The organism is Nocardia sp. NPDC004654 (genome assembly GCF_040609595.1).
GTDB lineage: Bacteria > Actinomycetota > Actinomycetes > Mycobacteriales > Mycobacteriaceae > Nocardia.
In genome coordinates this window covers 377379-398488 of the sequence record NZ_JBEXKI010000007.1, presented here as the reverse complement: position 1 = coordinate 398488, position 21110 = coordinate 377379, and the positions used below count along the sequence as shown (strand labels likewise).

Below are 21110 nucleotides of genomic sequence, written 5' to 3'. Positions count from 1 at the left end.
ACGGAAAGGGCTCCCAAACTGCCCCTCATCGCGGTCGCGAAGCAATAGCACCACCTGCTCGACAGTGTGTGCTACGTTTCGTAACATTAATAGGCGACGAGTGTAAACTCACTGGCGTTGGAGGTTTTCGTGTCCGGCACGATCCACGAAGCGATAGGAGAGATCGCCGCGCAGGGCACCGAGGGCGGCGGCGCGGCGCTGGACCAGGTGGCGATCATGACCGGCTCGGCGGGCCTGATCGCGCTGGTGCTGCTGTGGGTCGGCTATCTGCACCGGACACGGCGCATCACCTGGCTCGGCACCACGGCCGACCGGATCGGCGCCGTCTTCAACCGGCCCGGCTGGGTGGCACTGCCCATCGTGATGTTCCTGGCCACCATCCTCACCGCGCTGCTCGGCTTCATCTGGGACGTCAGCCTGCACGTGGGCAACGGCCGCGACGAAGGCCCGCTCGCCAATCCGGCGCACTACTTCATCCTGGCCGGACTGTTCTTCCTGTTCACGGCCGGAATGCTGGCGATCGTGCTACCACTGGACCAGAAGCCGGGCGAGGCGGCGGTGCGGATCACCCGCACCTGGTACGCGCCCGTCGGCGGCATTCTCATCGCCGGGGCGGGCCTCTACGCGCTCATCGGCTTTCCGCTCGACGACATCTGGCACCGGATGTTCGGCCAAGATGTGACGCTCTGGGGACCCACGCACCTGATGCTCATCGGCGGCGCCGGACTCTCCCTGGTCGGCGTGCTGCTGCTGGAATTCGAGGGCGGCCGCAACCGGCCCGATCCGGACCGGGAAGACGGCTGGCTGATCTGGACGCTGCGCGCGTTCGCCTTCGGCGGCCTGATCATCGGTCTGTCGGTGTTCCAAGTGGAGTTCGATTTCGGCGTCGAGCAGTTCCGACTCGTCCTGCAGCCGATGCTGATCGTCGCGGCGGCCACCGTCACGCTGGTCGCCGCGCGGGCGACGCTCGGCGCGTTCAGCACCTTCGTGGTGGTCGGCTTCGCGGCGGTGGTGCGCGGGATCGTGGCGTTCCTGGTCGGCGGGCCGATCATCGACGCGCCGCGCAACGTCTTCCCGCTCTACCTCGGCGCCGCCGTGGTCGTCGAACTGCTCGCCCTGCTCCCCTTGGCGCGCAAGCCGCTGTGGTGGGGCGCGGTGGCCGGTTTCGCGGTGGCGACCGTCGGTGTCTGGCTCGAATCCCTCTGGGTCGACGCGATGTTCGTCGATCCGTGGCCCGCTTCGATGTGGCCGGAGCTGCTGGCGATGACGGTGCCGACGGGCATCGCGGGTGGTGTCGTCGGCGCGCTGCTCGGCATGGTGCTGCGCGGTGAGCCGTTGCCGCGCCCGCCCGTGCGCCGCACCATGGTCGTCGCCGCGGTGCTCGTCGTCGCCGCGACCACCACCAACGGCCTGCTCATTCGCCTCCCGGATCAAGCGAGCGCGACCGTCGCGCTGCGCGAGGCCGAGCCCGTCGACGGCGGCCGCATGGTGACCGCCGACGTGCGGCTCGAACCGGCCGACCTGGTCGGCTCCGATCCCGAATGGGTGCAGATCCTGGCCTGGCAGGGCGGCGTCGGATCGGACAGCCCCGGCCGCGGCCTGGTCGTCGACCAGCTGCGGCGCGTCGGCGACGGCCACTACGTCTCGACCAAACCCGTTCCGGCGCACGGCACCTGGAAGACCGTGCTGCGCCTGCAGGACGGCCGCATGCAGACCGCGCTGCCGATCTTCATGCCCGACGACCCGGGCATCGGCGCCGCGGAGGTCGCCGCGCCACCGGAGTTCACCCGCCCGTTCGTCGCCGAGATCACGGTGTTGCAGCGGGAGCGCTCGTTCGACCATCCGGCCTGGCTGTTCGGCGCCGCCTCGCTGGTCGTTCTGGTGTGCAGCCTGATCCTGATCGGCGCGCTGTCCTGGGGCGCGGCGCGGATCAACGACCGCTACCCCACCACCGCGCGGACGGACGCGACCGAGCCCGTCGCGGCCGGATGACCGGCGCCGCCGACGGCGTAGAGCTGCTCGCGGACCATTCCGTCCTGCTGGCCATCCCCGCCTTCCTTCCCGCGTTCGCCGTGGTGGGCATCATCGTGCTCATCGCGGTGCGCGACCGCCGCGCCGAGCGGCGCGAGAGCGAGCGGAACGACCGAACCCCTTCGAACAGCGACGAGGAGACCCGATGACCCGCACGTGGCGCTACGCCGCGCTCGCCTGCGCGGTGGCCGCCGCCGCGCTGGGTTGCGCCACCGAGGACGCCCCGAGCACGCCGCGGCCCAGCGCGAGTTCGCCCGCCGAAGCCGACGCCGTCGTCGTGCGTTTCCGTATCGCGAACGGGTCGGTGAGTCCGGTGAACGAGCGCAGGGAGGCCAAGATCGGGCAGCCGATCGAGCTGGTGGTCGACAGCGACGCCGAGGACGAACTGCACGTGCACGCCACGCCGGAGCACACCTTCGAGGTCCGCCCCGAGGCCGGGCAGCGCTTCCGGTTCACGGTGGAGGTGCCGGGGCGGGTCGAGATCGAACTGCACCGCGCGCACAAGACCGTCGCCACGGTAGTCGTGCGCCCGTGAACGAGCGCCAGCGAGCGAACCATAGGCACAGCGCGCACTCGCGCACGACGGAGCCGAGGACCAGCGAGGTGGAGGGGTGAACGAGGTCCTCGCGCACGGGATCTCCGGTGCGACCGATCTGCCGATTCCGTTGTCCTACGCGTTGATCGGCGCCGCGTGGGCCCTGACGTTCTCCTTCGCCGTACTGGCCTTCGCGTGGCGCGAGCCGCGACTCGATCCGGATGCGCCGGGCGTCGCGCTGCCCGCGTTCGCGCGCGCCATGGTCGATTCCGCGGCGGTGCGGACGGTGCTCGCGGGGCTCGGGCTGCTCGGGGCGATCGCGGTCCTCGCGGTCGGCTTCTTCGGCGCGGCCGAGTCGGCGGACAATCCCGTGCCGGGGATTGTCTATATCTATCTGTGGGTCGGGGTGATGGTGGCCTCACTGGTGTTGGGGCCGGTGTGGAAGATCGTCTCGCCGGTGCGCGCGCTGCACCGCCTGGCCTGCCGGGTGGCGGGGCGGCCGCCGGGGCGCGGGCTGCTGCCCTACCCGGAATCGTGGGGCTGCCTGCCCGCGGCGCTGGGGCTGTTCTCGTTCGTGTGGCTGGAATTGGCTTATCCCGAACCGGGTTCGGTGCTCGCCGTGACGATGTGGTTTCTCGGCTACCTCGTCGTGGGGACGGTCGGCCTCGTGGTGTTCGGGACAACGTGGGCCGAGCGCGGCGACCCGCTGGAGGTGTACAGCAGTCTGCTGGCGCGTCTGAGCCCGTACGCGCGGCGCGACACCGGGGTCCCGGTGCTGCGGTGGCCGCTGAACAATCTCGCGGGCACGCCCGCGCTCACCGGCTCGGTCGCGGTGGCGGCGACACTGCTGGGATCGACCGCGTTCGACAGCTTTTCGATGTTCGCGAGTTGGCGCGACTTCCTCGATCGCGCGGGCGGCGACTCCACCCTGCTGACCACCTTGCTGCGCACCGCGGGGTTGCTCGGGTTCATCGCCGTTGTCGGCGGCGTCTTCCGGCTGGCCACCCGCGCGACCGGCGGCGTCACCAGGGCGGAGCGGGCGCTGCTGCCGATTCGGCTCGCGCACAGTCTCACCCCGATCGTGGCGGGCTACCTTGTCGCGCACTACCTCAGCTTCCTGGTCGAGAAGGGGCAGGCGACGCTGATCCTGTGCGCCGACCCGTTCCAGCGCGGCTGGAACATCCTGTGGCTGGGCGATTTCGACGTGCAGTACATCCTGTCCACCCATCCCGCCGTACTGGCCAGCATCAAGGTGCTGGCCGTCCTCACCGGTCACATCCTCGGCGTCGCCGCGGCACACGACCGCTGTCTTCGGCTGCTCCCGCCCGCGCACCGACTGACCGGCCAGCTCGCGCTGATGCTGACCATGGTCGGCTACACCTTCACCGGGCTGTACCTGTTGTTCGAGGCCTGACCCGTCGACCGCGCCAACTTGCGGTATTTAAATACCGCCCCTACCCTGGGGCGCATGGTTCGCCTGCCGCTGACACCCGCCCAGATCGAGGCGGGCCGCCGCTTGGGCGCTCGGCTGCGCGCGGCGCGTGGCGAGCGCGAACTCACCGAGGTCGCCACCGCCGCGGGGATCTCGCCGGAGACGCTGCGCAAGATCGAGACCGGTCGCCTGCCGTCGCCCGCCTTCGGCACGGTCGTGGCACTGAGCCAGGCGCTCGACCTCCCGCTCCAGGAACTGGCCGACACCTGGCGCTCCGCTGGGCTCGCCGAATCCGCCTGACCGCTACCGCCCGGGTTTCCCTTCCCGCGAATACGTCAATAAACTCCAATTCGTGACGAATCTGCGGATCAGTGAAGCGGCCGCCCTGATGGGCGTCAGCGACGACACCGTGCGACGGTGGATCGACCAGGGCAAGCTGCCCGCGATCCAACTCGACAACGGCCGCAAGGGCGTCGACGGCCGCGATCTGGCGCAATTCCTGCGCGCCAACGCCGAGGCGCCCGCGCCGGGGGTGACGGTGGCGGCGTCCGCGCGCAACCGCATGCGCGGCATCGTGACCCGCATCGTCAAGGACACGGTGATGGCCCAGGTCGAGATGCAGGCCGGACCGTTCCGGCTGGTGTCGCTGCTCAGCCGCGAATCGGTGGACGAACTCGGCCTCGAGGTCGGCAGCGTCGCCGTCGCGTCGGTGAAGTCCACGCACGTCGTCGTGGAAATTCCGGAGACGTGACCATCGCCGCGCGGCGACGGGCGGTGCGCGGGCGGCGGCCGCTGATCCTTGTGCTGCCCGCGGTGTGCGGGTTGATCTTCTTGGTCGCGCCGTTGCTCGGGCTCGCGGTTCGAGCGCCGTGGGCCACCATGCCGGAGCGCCTGTTCAGCGCGGAAGTCGCCGAGGCGCTTCGCCTTTCGCTGGTGTGCGCGAGCCTGGCCACCCTCGTCTGCCTGGCGCTCGGCATTCCGCTGGCCTGGCTGCTGGCGCGCGGCGACGTGCCGGGCCGCGGTCTGGTGCGGGCGCTGGTCACCGTGCCGCTGGTGTTGCCGCCGGTGGTCGGCGGTGTCGCGCTGCTGCTGGTGCTGGGTCGGCGCGGATTGATCGGCCAGTACCTGTACGACTGGTTCGGCGTCTCGTTGCCGTTCACCACGGCGGGTGTGGTGGTGGCCGAGGCCTTCGTGGCGATGCCGTTCCTGGTCATCTCGGTGGAGGGCGCGCTGCGGGCCGCGGACCCCCGGTTCGAGGAGGCCGCCGCCACCCTCGGCGCGTCCCGCTGGTACGCGTTTCGCCGCGTCACCTTGCCGTCTGTGCTGCCCGGCGTCGTCGCGGGCGCGGTGCTCTGCTGGGCCCGCGCACTCGGCGAGTTCGGCGCGACCATCACGTTCGCGGGCAGCTTTCCCGGCAAGACCACCACCATGCCGCTCGCGGTGTATCTGGCGCTGGAGACCGATCCGGACGCGGCGATCGTGCTGAGCCTGGTGCTGCTGCTCGTCTCGGTGGGCGTGTTGGCCGCCTTGCGGGAGCGGTGGATTCGAGGTGCGATGTGACGCTGGACGCCGAGATCCGCGTCACCCGCGGCACATTCACCCTCGACCTCGCACTGACGGCGAAACCGGGCGAGGTGGTGGCGCTGCTCGGCCCGAACGGCGCGGGTAAGAGCACGGCGTTGCGGGCGCTGGCTGGCCTGCTCGCGGTGACCGAGGGACGCGTGCGGCTCGGCGAACACATCTGGGACGCACCGCCTTCGGTGTTCGTGCCCGCCGAGCACCGCGAGGTCGGCGTGGTCTTCCAGGACTATCTGCTCTTCGCGCACCTCTCCGCGCTGGACAACGTCGCGTTCGGTTTGCGCGCCCGCGGCCATCGGCGCGCCGCGGCCCGTGAGCGCGCCGCCGAATGGCTCGATCGCGTCGGCCTTTCCCAGTACGCGCACCGCAAACCCCGCGCGTTGTCCGGCGGGCAAGCCCAGCGGGTCGCGCTGGCCCGCGCGCTGGTCACCGAGCCGCGGCTGTTGCTGCTCGACGAACCGCTCGCCGCGCTCGACGCGAGCACCCGGCTCCAGGTGCGCTCCGATCTGGCCCACCATCTGCGCGACTATCCGGGCCACACGGTGCTCGTCACCCACGATCCGCTCGACGCGATGGTGCTCGCCGACCGGCTCGTCATCCTGGAACACGGCCGCGTCGTACAGCAGGGTGCGCCCGCGGAGGTCGCCAGGCAACCCCGTTCGGATTATGTGGCGAACCTGGTGGGGCTCAACCTGTATCGCGGCACCGCCCGCGGCGGCGTCGTCGATCTCGACGAGGGCGGCGTCCTCACCATCGCGGAGCCCGCCGACGGTCGAGTGCACGTCGCCTTTCCGCCGAACGCGGTCGGCCTGCACCTGGAACACCCCGCGGGCAGCCCGCGCAACGCATGGCCGGTCACCATCACCGGCATCGAACAACACGCCCACACCACGCGCGTCCGCCTCGACGGCCACCCACCGGTCCTCGCCGACATCACCCCGGCCACGGTCGCCGAACTCCGGCTGCGGCCCGGGATGGAATTGTGGGCGGCGGTGAAGGCGACCGAGGTCAGGAGCTATCCGGCCTGAACCGCGCGACGCTCGCCGCCGTCGCATCGCCGAACCCCGCCCACGACTCGCGCCGCCATTACGCGGCGGCCGCTAGTCCAGGTCGATGCGGATGGTGAGCATCGGCCCGCCGCGTGCGAGTCGCCGGAGCAGGATTCCGTCGAGCCGATAGAACGGCCGCCCCTTGCCCAGCAGGCGGTGGCGCGCGGTCGCGTCGTCATCGTCCAGGAAGGTCGCAGTGCCGGTCCGCCACCGCAACCGCACACCGTCGCGCACCTTGGCGGGCCGAGCGCGGTCGCCGAGGCGAGCCCGAATCCGGTCAACGCGGTCGAGAACACTCGGCCGCGGGCAAGGGTGCGGACCGCCTCATTCACCAGATGTTTGCTTGCGATCCGATTTAGACAACCATCAATATAGGCGTATGTCGAAGTCGGAACTTCCCTTGCTTCCGGTGCAGCCGTGCTCGGCCGCGCCGATCGTCCGCGAACCGCTGTCCGGCGAGGCGGCGGCCGAGTTGGCGGGCGTGTTCAAGGCGTTGTCGGATCCGATTCGGCTGCGGCTGCTCAGTTCCATCGCCGCCCGCGCGGGGCAGGAGGCGTGCGTCTGCGAGTTGTCCGAAGGCATCGATCTGACCCAGCCGACGATCTCCCATCACCTCAAGGTGCTGCGCGAGGCGGGGCTGCTCACCAGCGAACGCCGCGCGTCGTGGGTGTACTACCGGGTGGTTCCCGAAGCGCTGCACAGGCTTTCGGAGGTGCTGCTGGTCGAGAGCGGCGCCGCCGGGGTGAACGCTTGAGCGCCGAGACCCGAACCCCGCAGAACGGAGTCGTGGCGAAACTGTCCACGCTGGACCGGTACCTGCCGGTGTGGATCGGTGTCGCGATGGCCGCCGGGCTGCTGCTCGGGCGAATGATTCCGGGGCTCGGGGACGCGTTGAGCGCCGTGGAAGTCGACGGGATCTCGCTGCCGATCGCGATCGGCTTGTTGATCATGATGTATCCGGTGCTTGCGAAGGTCCGCTACGACCGCCTCGACACCATCACCGGTGACCGCAAGCTGTTGATCGGTTCGCTGGTGTTGAACTGGGTCTTGGGCCCGGCACTGATGTTCGCACTGGCTTGGCTGTTGTTGCCGGATCTGCCCCAGTACCGGACCGGGTTGATCATCGTCGGGCTGGCGCGCTGCATCGCGATGGTCATCATCTGGAACGACCTGGCCTGCGGCGACCGCGAAGCCGCCGCAGTGCTGGTGGCGTTGAACTCGACCTTCCAGGTGATCATGTTCGCCGCGCTCGGTTGGTTCTACCTGTCCGTGCTGCCCGGCTGGCTCGGCCTGGAACAGACCACCATCGACACCTCGCCGTGGCAGATCGCGAAATCGGTGCTGATCTTCCTGGGCCTTCCCTTGCTCGCGGGCTATCTCACCCGCCGCTTCGGCGAACGCGCGAAGGGCCGCGCTTGGTACGAGTCGACACTGCTGCCCAGGATCGGCCCGTGGGCGCTGTATGGGTTGCTGTTCACGATCGTGATCCTGTTCGCCTTGCAGGGCAAGCAGATCACCTCCCAGCCCCTCGACGTCGTGCGCATCGCGATTCCGCTGCTGGCCTACTTCGCGATCATGTGGGGCGGCGGCTACCTGCTCGGCCCAGCAATGGGCCTCGGCTACGAGCGGACAACGACCCTCGCATTCACCGCCGCGGGCAACAACTTCGAACTCGCCATCGCCGTCGCGATCGCCACCTACGGCGCGACCTCCGGGCAGGCACTCGCCGGGGTCGTCGGCCCGCTGATCGAAGTTCCGGTACTCGTCGGACTCGTCTATGTCTCGCTGGCCCTGCGCGACCGCTTCCCGTCCAGCACCGCGGCGCAGGCCCCGCTCGCCTGATCCGCGTCGACCCGAAAGGCCCACTCCCCCATGGCTTCCAAGCCCAGTGTCCTGTTCGTCTGCGTCCACAACGCCGGACGCTCCCAGATGGCGGCCGGGTTCCTGACGCACCTTGCCGGCGCCGACATCGAGGTCCGCTCGGCGGGCAGCGCGCCCGCCGAATCGATCAACCCCGCCGCGGTCGAGGCGATGGCCGAACTCGGCATCGACATCTCCGATCAGCGGCCGAAGATCCTCACCTTCGACGCGGTGGAGACCTCGACCATGGTCGTCACCATGGGCTGCGGCGACACCTGCCCGGTATTTCCCGGCGTGAGTTACCGCGACTGGGTTCTCGACGACCCGGCGGGCAAGGGAGTCGAGGCCGTGCGGCCGATCCGGGACGAGATTGGTCGCCGGGTCGCGGAACTCGTCGCGGAACTACTGCCCACGCGTGCCTGGCTCACCGACCCTGCCAGCTGAGCGGGTATCACATATCCGGGTCAAGCCCCGGTGGCACAACTCTCAGCTGGGAATGACGAAATCGCAGGCAGCATAAGCCTTCTCGCGCGTCCCGGACTCGAGTACCGAGGACTGATAAGCCTCCCACTGGCCGAGCTTGGATGCGTCGCGGTCGGCGCCGCGCGCGACCATCCGGGCTCGAATCCGCTCGGCGGGCGTATCCAGCCACACCGTGACGATCGGGATCGACGGCGCCGATTCCGGATAGGCGCGCACGTGCTCGCCCAGCGTGCGTCCCGCGGCGTGCGCGGCACGGATGACGGACAGGAACGGCGCGTCGAGTACGACCGGGGCCGCGGCGGCGACGGTCAGCCCCGTGCGGATGAGTCCCTCGTACAGGCCGGGGGCAATCAGCGCGCGATAGGTGTCGGAATCGCGGTCGTGCCGATCGCCGGTCAACGCCTCGATCACCGCTTCCTCCAGGCGCGGCACGAAGCGGTCCTTGTCCAACACGACGGCGCCGGTCAGCTCGTGCACATACGCCGCGGCCGTGGACTTCCCGGAGGCGGGAAATCCGCACAGCAGCACCAGCCCGCGAGAACCGAGCGCGTCGGCCACCCCGCGCAACCGTTCCCGCACGCCCGTCTCCACCCGATCCAGGTCCTCCAGCACCGCTCCAGTCCATCACATCCTCGGCACGCTCGACCCGCGCTCCATCCCGCCGGTCGGCCTAGCCCACGCGACCGTCTCCCGCGCCGGGGTTGCGCCTGGAAGAACTCCGGACACCGTTCGGAGCGCTTCACGGTCTTCGCGGGCCGGAGCTACACCCTGGCCCGCGTGCAGGAGATCGCCGACCAAGCGGACGTCGCCGACAGCGCGGTCGGCACCTTCGTCAGCGCCTCCGCGAACCCGGTCGACCCGCCGGACTTGACCTCAACCTTTGTTCAGGTACCAAGCTGTCGATCATGAACGCAACGACAGACGAATCGCCGGTGGTCGAGGACACGACCGTGGACCACACCGAGGACATCGCCGCGATCAAGCGATTGGTGGCCGATGTGGAGGAGGGCTTCAACAACAAGGACGCGGAGCTGATGGTCAGCGGCTTCACCGCGAACGCGTCGGCGGGGAACGCGGTGGGCATGGTGATCACCGGGCGGGATGCGCTGCTGGAGGCGGGCCGCAAGGGGCTGGCGGGATTCCTGAAGGACGAGTACGCGCGCTACGAGGTGACCGACATCGTCTTCCTGCGGCCGGATGTGGCCGTCGCGCACAAGGCCGCGCGGGCGATCACGGCGGAAGGCGATCCCATCGATGTGGATCCAGCGATGGTCGCGCTGTACGTCCTGGTGAAGGAGGGCGGGCGCTGGTGGACGGCGGCGCGGCACAACACGCTCGTCCCGAAGGCCGAGTGAGGCGTTACCGCAGGTCGGAGGGCCGCGCGAGGGAGAACTACCCCCGAACAGAACAGTCCCCGGTAGTCTCCATCGAATCCTTGGGTTTCAGTCGTCGCTGATTACCCTGGTCTTCGACTGGCTTGCCGGGGGCCTAGCCGGATCCTGTGCGAGTTACCAGTACTTTCTTTGGACGTCTCCGCCGATTGTGTGGCACTCTTCGGTGTTCCGGTGTACATCTAGTGTCCTCGGTTTTCGCCGCTAGTCAATACCTGGAGACCCCCAATTTCGAGGTATTTCGCCTGCTCACCGGGACGTCGACACCCGGCTGCGGGACCCCCGGCGAACCTGCGGCAGACGGCCCCCGCAGCGGACGGCATCCCGGGCGACCACTGCCATCGCACGGCCTGTCGCACCGATACAAGGCGGGAATGCGCGCGGAGAAACCAGGCCCGGGCCGCCCTCCCCCGCGACGCGGTCTTCTCGCACGACTCTTGGACGCTTCGCCAGCGGTCCTTTCTCCTGCGCAGCGTGCGAAAGGGCCGCGAGGCGCATTTCGAGAAATTGAAATGCACCGTGTCCGGAATTTCTCGGCGCACGAATGCGGCCCGTCCGGTTGTTTCCCGGACGGGCCACGGGTTCGCGAGGAGTGTTCACCCCTCGATTGCTCGCCTCAGGCGTTCGCGCCGATGATCCCGCCGATCACCGCTCCGATGATGCAGCCGGGAATGGCCGGGAGGATGAAGAAGATCGCGCCGATCAATGCGCCGATCACACAGCCGATCGCGATACCCGCGATCGTCGTTCCCGCATCGCCGATGAACCCCAGTTCCGGCTGGGCCGGAGCGCTCACCGGGGTCAGCGTCAATTCCGTTGCGCTCGCGTCGATTACCGGCGCGACGCGCACCAGCTGACCCGTCACGGAGTGCAGTGTGGTCGGCACGCTGCCGATCACCGTGCCGTCGGGCGCGTGCACCAGCACCGCGTCCGGCGCGATCTCCAAGGTCCCGGCGGCCAAGGTGAGCGTCGCCCCCGAGCGATCCGGCGCCACCGAAGCGGTGTACTCGACGCCGCGGTCCACCCCCGCCACCACGGCCCCCGGCGAGCCGTTGGCGGTCGCGGTGGCGATTCCGGTGGTCGCGGCAATGGTCAGCACCGCTGCCGCTATCAACTTTTTGATCATGATGAATTCCCATCATCCGGCCGATCCGAATAGTGTGTGCCCCGAGAATCGGCTTTCAGGACATCGATATGATGCGCCTTCCACACTCTCGATGTCGACAGAATGACGAAACCGAATTACGTTGCAAGATCAGCGAATCGGCCCAGGAATTGGGGGGTTGCCAGCACCGGCCCTTCGACTTTTCGCGGACGAATACGGCGACGGCGGGAAATGAAACGACATGCGCCGCAATAAAAACCGAGGCGTCGTTTTGCGGAGCCATTCCGAACGAATTGGGGGCGGGGCGGACCCGAGCACGACCGGGTCCGCGCCGCGATACTACTCGAGTTCCCCTTCGGTCTCCAGGTACACCTGGCGCAACCGATCCAGCGTCTCGGCCTCGGGGGCGGACCACATGCCGCGCTCGGCCGCCTCCAGCAGCCGTTCGGTGATGCCGTGCAGCGCCCACGGGTTGGACTGTTCCATGAACTTGCGGTTCACGTCGTCGAAAACGTAACTCTCGGTGAGCTTCTCGTACATCCAGTCGGCGACCACATCGGTGGTGGCGTCGTAGCCGAACAGGTAGTCCACGGTGGCGGCCATCTCGAACGCGCCCTTGTAGCCGTGCCTGCGCATCGCCTCCAGCCAGCGCGGGTTCACCACGCGGGCACGGAACACGCGCGAGGTCTCCTCGGAGAGGGTCCTGGTGCGCACCGCGTCGGGCCGGGTGCTGTCGCCGATATAGGCTTCCGGATTCTTGCCGGTGAGCGCGCGCACGGTGGCGACCATGCCGCCGTGGTACTGGAAGTAGTCGTCGGAGTCGGCGATATCGTGCTCGCGGGTGTCGGTGTTCTTGGCCGCCACCGCGATTCGGCGATAGGCCGAGCGCATGTCGTCGGCGGCCGGTGCGCCGTCGAGATCGCGGCCGTAGGCGTAACCGCCCCACGCGGTGTAGACCTGCGCGAGATCGTCGTCGGTGCGCCAGCTCTTGGAATCGATGAGCTGGAGCAGACCGGCGCCGTAGGTGCCCGGCTTGGAACCGAAGATGCGGGTGGTGGCGCGGCGGGCGTCGCCGTGTTCGGCCAGATCCGACTCCGCGTGCGCGCGAACGTAATTCGACTCCGCGGGCTCGTCGAGCTCGGCCACCAGCCGGACCGCGTCGTCGAGCAGGGCGAGCACGTGCGGGAAGGCGTCGCGGAAGAACCCGCTGATGCGCACGGTCACGTCGATACGCGGCCTGCCGAGTTCGGCGAGCGGGATCGCTTCGAGAGTCGTGACGCGGCGGCTGGCCTCGTCCCACACCGGCCGCACACCGAGCAGCGCGAAGACCTCCGCGATGTCGTCACCGGAGGTGCGCATGGCCGAGGTGCCCCACACCGAAAGGCCCACCGAGCGCGGGTATTCGCCGTGGTCGGCGCGATAGCGTTCGACCAGCGATTCGGCCATGGCCTGACCGGTCTCCCAGGCCAGCCGCGACGGCACCGCCTTCGGGTCGACCGAGTAGAAGTTACGGCCGGTCGGCAGCACGTTGATCAAGCCGCGCAGCGGCGAACCGCTCGGGCCCGCCGGGACGAACCCGCCGTTCAGCGCGTGCAGCACCCGCTCGATCTCGACGCCGGTCTCGCGCAGGCGCGGCACCACTTCCGTTGCGGCGAAGCGCAATACGGCGCGCACCGCACCGGCGGTACCCGGTTCCGCGCCGCCGATGGCCGCCGCGCCCGAGGGCACGAGGGTGTCGGCGAATCGCGCGACCAGTCCGTCGATCGCGTCCACCGACCAGTCGGCGGCCTGTAGCGCGCCGAGCAGCTCGCGCGCGCGACCCTCGATCACGTCGACCCGCTCGCGCGCCTCGTCGCCGGATTCGTTCAGCCCCAGCGCCTCTCGGAGTCCGGGCACCGACACCTCGCCGCCCCACAGCTGCCGGGCGCGCAGCATCGCGAGCACCAGATCGAGTTCGCCGTCGCCCGCGGGCGCCTGGCCGAGCACGTGCAGGCCGTCGCGGATCTGCACGTCCTTGATCTCACAGAGCCAGCCGTCGACGTGCAGCAGCATGTCGTCGAAGGACTCCTCGTCGGGGCGTTCGGTGAGCCCGAGGTCGTGGTCCATCTTGGCCGCGCGCATCAGCGTCCAGATCTGCTGGCGGATGGCGGGCAGCTTGGCCGGGTCGAGCGCGGAGATGTTGGCGTGCTCGTCGAGCAGCTGCTCCAATCGCGAGATGTCGCCGTAGCTTTCGGCGCGCGCCATCGGCGGAATCAGGTGGTCGACCAGGGTGGCGTGCGCGCGCCGCTTGGCCTGGGTGCCCTCGCCGGGATCGTTGACGAGGAACGGGTAGATCAGCGGCAGGTCGCCCAGCGCGGCGTCGGTGCCGCACGAGGCCGACATGCCGAGCGTCTTGCCGGGCAGCCACTCCAGGTTGCCGTGCTTGCCCAGATGCACCATGGCGTCGGCGGCGAAACCGCCCGCCGTCTCCGGCGCGGCCAGCCAGCGGTAGGCGGCCAGGTAGTGGTGACTGGGCGGCAGATCGGGATCGTGGTAGATGGCGACGGGGTTCTCACCGAAGCCGCGCGGCGGCTGCACCATCAGCACCACGTTGCCGAAACGCAGTGCGGCGAGGACGATCTCGCCTTTCGGGTCGGCCGAGCGGTCGACGTACAGCTCACCCGGCGGCGGACCCCACGCCTCGACGACGGCCTCGCGCAGGTCTTCCGGGAGGGTGTCGAACCAGGCGGTGTAGGTGGCGGCGCCGATGCGGATCGGGTTGCCTTCCAGCTGTTCGGCGGTGAGCCAGTCCGGGTCCTGACCGCCCGCCGCGATGAGCGCGTGGATCAGGGCGTCGCCGTCCCGTTCTTCGAAACCGGGAATCTCCCCCGACTCGCCGAGATCGTAACCGGAGGAACGCAATTCGGTGAGCAGCCGAATGGCGCTCGCGGGCGTGTCCAGACCGACGGCATTGCCGATGCGGGCGTGCTTGGTGGGATAGGCGGAGAGCATCACGGCCAGTCGCTTCTCGGCGGCCGGGATGTGGCGCAGCCGGGCGTAGCGCGTCGCGATGCCCGCGACCCGGGCGGCCCGCTCCGGGTCGGGGACGTAGGTGGACAGGCCGTCGGCGTCGAACTCCTTGAACGAGAACGGCACCGTGATGATGCGGCCGTCGAACTCCGGCACGGCCACCTGGGTCGCCACGTCCAACGGCGAGAGGCCGTCGTCGTTGTCCTCCCACTGGGCGCGGCCGCTGGTCAGGCACAGGCCCTGCAGGATCGGCACGTCCAGTTCGGCGAGCGCGCCGACGTCCCATGCCTCGTCGTCGCCGCCCGCGGACGCGGTGGCTGGCTTGGTGCCGCCCGCGGCGAGCACGGTGACGACCAGCGCGTCGGCTTGGCGCAGCGTGTTCAGCAGCTCGGGTTCGGCGGTGCGCAGCGAGGCGCAGTACAGCGGCAGCGGTCGCGCGCCCGCGTCCTCGATCGCCGCGCACAGTGCGTCGACGTAGCCCGTGTTGCCGGCCAGATGCTGGGCGCGGTAGTAGATCACCGCGACGGTCGGAAGGCCCGCGACCGGCGCCGGGTGGCGGGCGACGCGCTCGAGCTCGCCCCAGCTGGGCAGCTGCACCGGCGGCGCGAAGCCGTGGCCGGTGAGCAGGACCGTGTCGGACAGGAAGTTGTGCAGCTGGCGCAGGTTCTCCGGACCGCCCGCGGCCAGGTAGTTGTGCGCGTCGGCCGCCACGCCGCCCGGCACCGTCGAGCATTCCATGAGCTCGGCGTCCGGCGCGATCTCACCGCCGAGCGCGACCATCGGCACACCGCTGTCGCGGAGCGCGGCGAGCCCGTCCTCCCAGGCACGCTTGCCGCCGAGGATGCGGACGACCACGAGATCGGCCCCGTCCAGCAACGCGGGCAGGTCGTCGACCAGCAGGCGGGCGGGGTTGCCGAGCCGGTAGTCCGCGCCGCTGGCGCGCGCGCTGAGCAGATCGGTGTCGGACGTGGACAGCAGCAGGATCACGGGTGACCTTCCTCGGGTGACGCGCCCATCGGGGGTGTGGTGCTCGCCGGAGAGGGTCTGGCTGTTCACAGTGGCGCGACCGCACCGGAATTGCACCGGTTTCCTCGACGCCGCCGAGCACGCCGAGCGTACCCGGCATCGCGCGGCCAACCGCACCCCCGGTTCCGGAGCGGTCGATGTCGCCGTCTGCTGGCAGCCAGGAAAGAGCGGAGCCGGTCGGTCCGCGAGCCTGCGGGCGTGCGCTCGATGCCGAGGTCGTAGCTACCGCCGAAGCTGCGGGTCGTGCCGTTGGCCGCGTCGTTCTCGGCATCGCGCGCAGGACGAACTCCCGCCCGTGGGTTCGGGCACGCCCGCGCACGTAGGCTGAAGAAGCTATGACTCGAACCGCCCCCGATTCCTGCCCCGGCGTGCTGCGGCTGCATCAGGCCGCCGACGGACCGCTCGCGCGCATTCGGGTGCCCGGTGGACGGCTCACCTCCGACCAGGTGCTCGCCCTGGCGACCGCGGCGAGCGAGTTCGGCGACGGCGCGATCGAATTGACCTCGCGCGGCAACCTCCAGCTGCGTCAGGTGCGCGACGCGGAGGCGCTGACCGCACATCTGACGGCGGCGGGATTGCTGCCGAGCCGGACGCACGAGCGCGTGCGGAACATCGTGGCCTCGCCGCTGTCCGGGCGGGTCGGCGGGCTCGCGGACGTGCGCGGGCTGGTCGGCGATCTCGACGCTCGGCTGTGCGCGACGCCCCGGCTGGCGGAACTGCCGGGACGGGTGCTGTTCACGCTCGACGACGGCCGCGGCGATGTCAGCGGTCTGGACGGAGACATCGGCGTCCACGCGGTCGGCCCCGACGAGTTCGCGCTGCTGCTGGCGGGAGCCGACACCGGCATCCGCGTCACCGGAGCGGAGGCCGTCGATATCGTGCTGGCCGCCGCGGAGGGCTTTCTCGCGGTGAGCTCGGGCCAGTGGCGGCTGCACGAGGTCGCGGACGGTCCGGCGAGGATCATCGAGTCGATCGGTCTGACGCCCGGCGCGGAGCGCGTGGAAATCACTGCGGCCCAGGATGTTCCGATCGGCTGGCTCGACCAGGACGACGGCTCGGTCGCGCTCGGCGCGGGCGTCCGGCTCGGCGCGCTCGACGCGCGACTCGCCGAATTCGTCGCGGCGATCGAACGCCCGGTGATCATCACGCCGTGGCGCAGCCTGATCGTCGCGGACCTCGAGGAGTGGGCCGCCGAACAGGTGGTCCGCGTGCTCGCGCCGATGGGCTTGATCTTCGACGCCGCCTCGCCGTGGTTGCACGTCAGCGCGTGCGCCGGACAGCCCGGCTGCGCGAAGTCGCTGACCGACGTACGCGCCGACGTCACCGCGGCAGTCGAATCCGGCCGCGTCCTGGCGGACAGCTCGTCGACCGACAGCGCGGGCGACAACATCCCCGCCGAGGAAGTCACCGTCGCGGGACGTCAGCACTGGTCCGGCTGCGACCGCCGTTGTGGCCGCCCGCGCGGCGAGGTCACCGATGTCGTGGCGACTCCCGACGGCTACCGCGTCGACTGAGCACGCGATAGTGCCCGAACCGACGTCAGGTGGACCGCGCGAGGCCGGTTCGCGCGCGCGGCACTTATCCCGCCGCCCGCCTTCAGTGCAATTCCAGCGTGCAGCACTTGATTCCGCCGCCCGCCTTCAGCAGCTCCGAGACGTCCACCGGGACCGGAAGGTAGCCGCGGGCGCGGAGGGCGGCGGCGAGGTCGATGGCGTGCGGGCTGAGGAAGACGTGATACCCGTCGGACACCCCGTTCAGGCCGAGAACGGCGGCGTCGGCATCGGTCGCCTCGACCGCGTCCGGGAACAGGCCCGCGAGCACGGTGCGGCTGGTCTCGTCGAAGGCAGGCGGGTAGTAGGCGATGGTGGCGTCGTCGAGAACCATCAAGACGGTGTCCAGGTGATAGAACCGCGGGTCCACCAATTCCAGTGAGACGACCGGGATTCCGAAGTGCAGCTCGACCTCGCGGTGGGCCGCCGCGGAACTGCGGAAGCCGGTGCCCGCCAGGAATCGGCCGCCGATCAACGCGAAATCGCCCTCGCCCTCGTTGAGTTCCGCGGCCGCCGCGACGTCCACGCCGCGTCCGGCGAACCAGCGGTGGAAGGCGGGACCCTCGGCGGCGCGTTCGGGGTGGGTGAAGCGCGCGGACATGATCCGGTCGCCGACGGCCAGTCCGCCGTTGGCGGCGAACACCATGTCGGGCAGACCCGGTTCGCCGGGCACCACGTCGACCCGGTGACCATGGCGCTCGAAGGTCGCGCGCAGGTCGTCCCACTGGGCGAGCGCCAGCGCGCGATTCACCGGCGCGTCCGGATTCATCCACGGATTGATCGAATACCGGACGTCGAAATGGTCGGGGCGACACATCACGAACCGGCGCGGCACGGGTCGGCGTGCGGGGGCGGGCTCGGTGGTCTGGAGGGTAGCTACTGAGGTCATCGTGGCTCCCGGAGTGAGGAATACGGCTGCCACGAAGGTAAAGGGCCTAGCATTGCGTCCGGAACGCCGAATCGTTGCGCAAATCGACGGTGGAACGGCGAATCATTGCGTCACGGAGGAAGGGCTGTGATGGACGATACCGATCGCAAGATTCTCGGCCACCTGCTGCGCTCGGCGCGCGCGTCGTTCCAGGAGATCGGCTCCGCGGTGGGGCTTTCCGCGCCCGCGGTCAAGCGCCGGGTGGACCGCATGGTCGCCAGCGGTCAGATCACCGGCTTCACGGCGCTGGTGAACCCGGCCGCACTGGGCTGGACCACCGAGGCCTACGTCGAGGTGTACTACCGCGACAACATCACCCCGGCCGAACTGCGCCGAAGCCTGGAGCCGATCCCGCAGGTGGTCGGCGTGTGGACGATCGCGGGCGAGGCCGACGCGCTGGTGCACGTCATGGCCACCGACATGGCCGAGATCGAGTCGACGGTGGAGCGAATCAGGGAGAACGCGCGCGTCGGGCGCACCCGCAGCGCGATCGTCATGTCCCGCATCCTCGAACGACCACGCACCTGACCCGCGACCCGCACGCCCGCTCCACCGTTCGGCGCATACCTGCGCGTCCATTCCGGCCATCGGCAGGTCATTCGCCTGCCCCGTCCGCCCACCCCGAGTTGGGCGCGCCTCCGTCCCCGTTTCGGACATTCCGGGACCTCGGGGCGGACTCCCCCGCCGATCTGGCCGACCCGCGGCATGCCTGCCTCACGGTTCGACACGTCCCTGCGTGGCCATACCTCCGCCCTCGCTCCGCCATCCCGGGGCTGTGGGCGGACTCCCCCGGCCGCGTCCTAGGGTGGACGCCATGTCCGACGTGCGCACCAGCTACCTCACCGACGGGGCCGAGATCTATCGGCAGTCGTTCGCGACGATCCGAGCCGAGGCGGACCTGAGCGCGTTCCCGCCGGACGTGGCGCGGGTGGTCGTGCGCATGATCCACGGCTGCGGACAGGTGGATCTGACCGAGGACATCGCCTTCTCCCCCGGTGTCGTCGCGGCGGCGAGGGCGGCGTTGCACGCGGGCGCGCCGATCCTCTGCGACGCGCAGATGGTCGCCTCCGGCGTCACGCGCAAGCGACTGCCCGCCGACAACGAGGTGATCTGCACCCTCGCCGACCCGCGGGTGCCGGAACTGGCCGCGGCACTGGGCAATACGCGTTCGGCGGCGGCGCTGGAGCTGTGGCGTGACCGGCTGGACGGCGCGGTCGTCGCCATCGGCAACGCGCCGACCGCGCTGTTCCACCTGCTGGACATGCTGGACGCGGGCGCCCCGCGCCCGGCCGCGATCCTCGGCATCCCCGTCGGTTTCGTCGGCGCCGCCGAGTCCAAGGACGCGCTGGCGGCCTACGGCGGCGTCGAATACCTGACGGTGCGCGGCAGGCGCGGCGGCAGCGCCATCACCGCGTCGGCACTGAACGCGATTGCGAGCGAAGCGGAATGACCACACCGGGCAAACTCTGGGGTATCGGACTCGGGCCGGGCGATCCCGAACTGGTGACCGTCAAGGCGGCGCGAATCATCGCGGCGGCCGATGTGATCGCCTTCCACAGCGCGCGGCACGGGCGCAGCATCTCGCGCGGCATCGCCGCGCCCTACATGCGGCCGGGCCAACTGGAGGAGCACCTCGTCTACCCGGTGACGACGGAGACCACCGACCACCCCGGCGGCTATCAGGGCGCGATCGACGAGTTCTACGAACAGGCCGCCGAACGACTGGCCGCGCACCTGGCGGCGGGTCGCTCCGTCGCCCTGCTCGCCGCCGGTGATCCGCTGTTCTACAGCTCCTACATGCACATGCACCGCCGTTTGGCGGATCGCTTCGAGGCCGAGATCGTTCCGGGAATCACCTCGGTGAGCGCGGCGTCGGCGGCGCTCGGCACCCCGCTGGTGGAGGGCGAGCAAGTATTGACGGTGCTGCCCGGCACCATGCCGACCGAGGAACTCACCCGCCGCCTGCGCGATACCGACGCCGCCGCCATCATGAAGCTCGGCCGCACGTATCCCGGTGTGCGGCAGGCACTCTCGGACGCGGGACGACTCGACGACGCCTACTACGTGGAGCGGGCAAGCACCGACCGCGAGCGAGTGCGCACCGCCGCCGAGGTGAACGACGCCGACGTGCCCTACTTCTCGATCACGCTGGTGCCGGGTCCGCGACCGACGACGCCGCTGCCGAGAAGTTCCGCCGCGAGCACCGAAGCACGCTCCGCCGTCGAAGTGAGCCAAGCGACGGCCGCCTCGACCGGCGTATCGACCTCGGCGAGCGCCTCCGACCCGGCCGCCGAACCGCTGGCTCGAGCGGATTCGACTACGGCGAACGCGCACTCCGATGCTCCACCAGCGCAGGCGGATTCGATCGGCGAGGTCGTGGTCGTCGGCCTCGGCCCCGGCTCGCCGGACTGGACGACCCCCGAGGTGCGCGAGGCGCTGAACGCCGCCACCGATCTCGTCGGCTACACCACCTACATCGACCGCGTCCCGCCGCGTCCCGGCCAGCGCAGGCACGCCAGCGACAATCGCGTGGAGTCCGAACGCGCCGCCATGGCTTTGGATCTGGCCAAGCGTGGCGCGAGAGTCGCGGTGGTCTCCTCCGGCGATCCCGGGGTGTTCGCGATGGCGGCGGCGGTGTTGGAGGAATCCGCCGAACCGCAGTGGCAGGACGTGCCGGTGCGGGTGCTCCCCGGCCTCACCGCGGCCAATGCCGTGGCCAGCCGGGTCGGCGCGCCGCTCGGCCACGACTACGCCATGATCTCGCTCTCCGACCGGCTCAAGCCGTGGGAGGTGGTGGCGCAACGCCTTTCGGCCGTCGCGGCGGCCGACATGGCGATCGCGATCTACAACCCGGCGTCCTCGCAGCGCACCTGGCAGGTCGGCGCGATGCGCGATCTGCTGCTGGAGCATCGCAAGCCGGAGACCCCGGTGGTACTCGGCCGCGACGTCGGCGGGCCCACCGAGTCGGTCCGGGTGGTGTCGCTCGCCGATCTCGATCCGGCCGACGTGGACATGCGCACCCTGCTGATCATCGGCGCGTCCACCACCGCGACGGTCGAGACCGCGCACGGCACTCGCGTCTACACCTCGCGGCGCTACCACCGTCCCTGACTCGCGACGACCTACCATAAGT

General features: G+C 70.0%; 22 protein-coding genes and 1 riboswitch. Of the genes, 17 read left to right on the top strand and 5 right to left on the bottom strand.

Annotation, left to right across the window (positions count from 1 at the left end; genetic code table 11):
* The first annotated feature begins 216 nt into the window (after window positions 1-216).
* The 8 genes from ABZV58_RS25035 to ABZV58_RS25000 all read left to right on the top strand — a co-directional run bounded on the left by ABZV58_RS25035 (window position 217) and on the right by ABZV58_RS25000 (window position 6604).
* Window positions 217-1992: a hypothetical protein gene (locus ABZV58_RS25035; RefSeq protein WP_355002671.1), complete on the top strand. Its 1776-nt coding sequence runs from the start codon at window positions 217-219 to the stop codon at window positions 1990-1992.
* Window positions 1989-2180, top strand: a complete 192-nt coding sequence (locus tag ABZV58_RS25030; RefSeq protein WP_355002574.1) for a hypothetical protein — start codon at window positions 1989-1991, stop codon at window positions 2178-2180. Before ABZV58_RS25035 ends, ABZV58_RS25030 begins: the two co-directional genes overlap by 4 nt.
* A complete protein-coding gene (locus ABZV58_RS25025) occupies window positions 2177-2566 on the top strand; it encodes a hypothetical protein (RefSeq protein ID WP_355002573.1) in 390 nt (129 codons plus the stop codon). The genes ABZV58_RS25030 and ABZV58_RS25025 overlap by 4 nt, the downstream gene beginning before the upstream one ends.
* Before the next feature lie 76 nt (window positions 2567-2642).
* Window positions 2643-3980, top strand: a complete 1338-nt coding sequence (locus tag ABZV58_RS25020) for a hypothetical protein (protein WP_355002572.1) — start codon at window positions 2643-2645, stop codon at window positions 3978-3980.
* A 54-nt stretch (window positions 3981-4034) separates the two neighbouring features.
* Window positions 4035-4298 carry a helix-turn-helix transcriptional regulator gene (locus ABZV58_RS25015; RefSeq protein ID WP_355002571.1) on the top strand — a complete coding sequence of 88 codons (264 nt, stop codon included), beginning with the start codon at window positions 4035-4037 and terminating at the stop codon, window positions 4296-4298.
* Window positions 4299-4350: 52 nt separating this feature from the next.
* Window positions 4351-4749 carry a TOBE domain-containing protein gene (locus ABZV58_RS25010; RefSeq protein ID WP_355002570.1) on the top strand — a complete coding sequence of 133 codons (399 nt, stop codon included), beginning with the start codon at window positions 4351-4353 and terminating at the stop codon, window positions 4747-4749.
* Complete coding sequence (gene modB / locus ABZV58_RS25005) at window positions 4746-5558, top strand: molybdate ABC transporter permease subunit (RefSeq protein ID WP_355002569.1); 813 nt, start codon at window positions 4746-4748, stop codon at window positions 5556-5558. The genes ABZV58_RS25010 and modB overlap by 4 nt, the downstream gene beginning before the upstream one ends.
* Window positions 5555-6604 (top strand): ABC transporter ATP-binding protein, encoded by a 1050-nt coding sequence (locus ABZV58_RS25000; protein ID WP_355002568.1) that lies wholly within the window; start codon window positions 5555-5557, stop codon window positions 6602-6604. Before modB ends, ABZV58_RS25000 begins: the two co-directional genes overlap by 4 nt.
* 72 nt (window positions 6605-6676) lie before the next feature.
* Here the strand turns inward: ABZV58_RS25000 and ABZV58_RS24995 are convergent, their stop codons facing one another.
* Complete coding sequence (locus ABZV58_RS24995; protein ID WP_355002567.1) at window positions 6677-6847, bottom strand: hypothetical protein; 171 nt, start codon at window positions 6845-6847, stop codon at window positions 6677-6679.
* A 157-nt stretch (window positions 6848-7004) separates the two neighbouring features.
* Here ABZV58_RS24995 and ABZV58_RS24990 point away from each other — a divergent pair, with 157 nt between their 5' ends.
* Genes ABZV58_RS24990 through ABZV58_RS24980 form a run of 3 tightly spaced genes read left to right on the top strand, consistent with a single transcriptional unit; the run spans window position 7005 to window position 8929 of the window.
* The gene (locus ABZV58_RS24990) at window positions 7005-7379 is read left to right on the top strand and encodes a metalloregulator ArsR/SmtB family transcription factor (RefSeq protein ID WP_355002566.1); all 375 of its coding nucleotides are present in this window, start codon (window positions 7005-7007) and stop codon (window positions 7377-7379) included.
* The gene (gene arsB / locus ABZV58_RS24985; RefSeq protein WP_355002565.1) at window positions 7376-8467 is read left to right on the top strand and encodes an ACR3 family arsenite efflux transporter; all 1092 of its coding nucleotides are present in this window, start codon (window positions 7376-7378) and stop codon (window positions 8465-8467) included. Before ABZV58_RS24990 ends, arsB begins: the two co-directional genes overlap by 4 nt.
* Window positions 8468-8497: 30 nt before the next feature.
* Window positions 8498-8929 carry an arsenate reductase ArsC gene (locus ABZV58_RS24980; protein WP_355002564.1) on the top strand — a complete coding sequence of 144 codons (432 nt, stop codon included), beginning with the start codon at window positions 8498-8500 and terminating at the stop codon, window positions 8927-8929.
* 42 nt (window positions 8930-8971) lie between these two features.
* Here ABZV58_RS24980 and ABZV58_RS24975 read toward each other — a convergent pair whose 3' ends face one another.
* Window positions 8972-9580, bottom strand: a complete 609-nt coding sequence (locus ABZV58_RS24975) for an ATP-binding protein (protein ID WP_355002563.1) — start codon at window positions 9578-9580, stop codon at window positions 8972-8974.
* A gap of 165 nt (window positions 9581-9745) precedes the next feature.
* Here ABZV58_RS24975 and ABZV58_RS24970 point away from each other — a divergent pair, with 165 nt between their 5' ends.
* Window positions 9746-9877 (top strand): hypothetical protein, encoded by a 132-nt coding sequence (locus ABZV58_RS24970; protein ID WP_355002562.1) that lies wholly within the window; start codon window positions 9746-9748, stop codon window positions 9875-9877.
* A complete protein-coding gene (locus ABZV58_RS24965) occupies window positions 9874-10323 on the top strand; it encodes an SgcJ/EcaC family oxidoreductase (protein WP_355002561.1) in 450 nt (149 codons plus the stop codon). The genes ABZV58_RS24970 and ABZV58_RS24965 overlap by 4 nt, the downstream gene beginning before the upstream one ends.
* 652 nt (window positions 10324-10975) lie before the next feature.
* Here ABZV58_RS24965 and ABZV58_RS24960 read toward each other — a convergent pair.
* Both ABZV58_RS24960 and cobN read right to left on the bottom strand, forming a co-directional pair.
* On the bottom strand, window positions 10976-11485 hold the full coding sequence (locus tag ABZV58_RS24960) for a hypothetical protein (protein WP_355002560.1): 510 nt from the start codon (window positions 11483-11485) through the stop codon (window positions 10976-10978).
* 318 nt (window positions 11486-11803) lie between these two features.
* Window positions 11804-15460: a cobaltochelatase subunit CobN gene (gene cobN / locus ABZV58_RS24955; protein ID WP_355002670.1), complete on the bottom strand. Its 3657-nt coding sequence runs from the start codon at window positions 15458-15460 to the stop codon at window positions 11804-11806.
* A 30-nt stretch (window positions 15461-15490) separates the two neighbouring features.
* A riboswitch (cobalamin riboswitch) is annotated at window positions 15491-15612 on the bottom strand.
* A 222-nt stretch (window positions 15613-15834) separates the two neighbouring features.
* Here cobN and cobG point away from each other — a divergent pair.
* Complete coding sequence (gene cobG, locus ABZV58_RS24950) at window positions 15835-17013, top strand: precorrin-3B synthase (RefSeq protein WP_355002559.1); 1179 nt, start codon at window positions 15835-15837, stop codon at window positions 17011-17013.
* Window positions 17014-17095: 82 nt separating this feature from the next.
* On the opposite strand, the gene ddaH is transcribed toward cobG, so the two are convergent.
* Window positions 17096-17938, bottom strand: coding sequence for a dimethylargininase (ddaH, locus tag ABZV58_RS24945; protein WP_355002558.1), 843 nt, complete (start codon window positions 17936-17938; stop codon window positions 17096-17098).
* A gap of 129 nt (window positions 17939-18067) precedes the next feature.
* On the opposite strand from ddaH, the gene ABZV58_RS24940 reads away from it, so the two are divergent.
* The 3 genes from ABZV58_RS24940 to ABZV58_RS24930 all read left to right on the top strand — a co-directional run bounded on the left by ABZV58_RS24940 (window position 18068) and on the right by ABZV58_RS24930 (window position 21088).
* The gene (locus ABZV58_RS24940) at window positions 18068-18505 is read left to right on the top strand and encodes an Lrp/AsnC family transcriptional regulator (protein ID WP_355002557.1); all 438 of its coding nucleotides are present in this window, start codon (window positions 18068-18070) and stop codon (window positions 18503-18505) included.
* A gap of 286 nt (window positions 18506-18791) precedes the next feature.
* Complete coding sequence (locus ABZV58_RS24935) at window positions 18792-19427, top strand: precorrin-8X methylmutase (protein WP_141810222.1); 636 nt, start codon at window positions 18792-18794, stop codon at window positions 19425-19427.
* Complete coding sequence (locus tag ABZV58_RS24930; RefSeq protein ID WP_355002556.1) at window positions 19424-21088, top strand: precorrin-2 C(20)-methyltransferase; 1665 nt, start codon at window positions 19424-19426, stop codon at window positions 21086-21088. Before ABZV58_RS24935 ends, ABZV58_RS24930 begins: the two co-directional genes overlap by 4 nt.
* The last annotated feature ends 22 nt before the right edge of the window (window positions 21089-21110 follow it).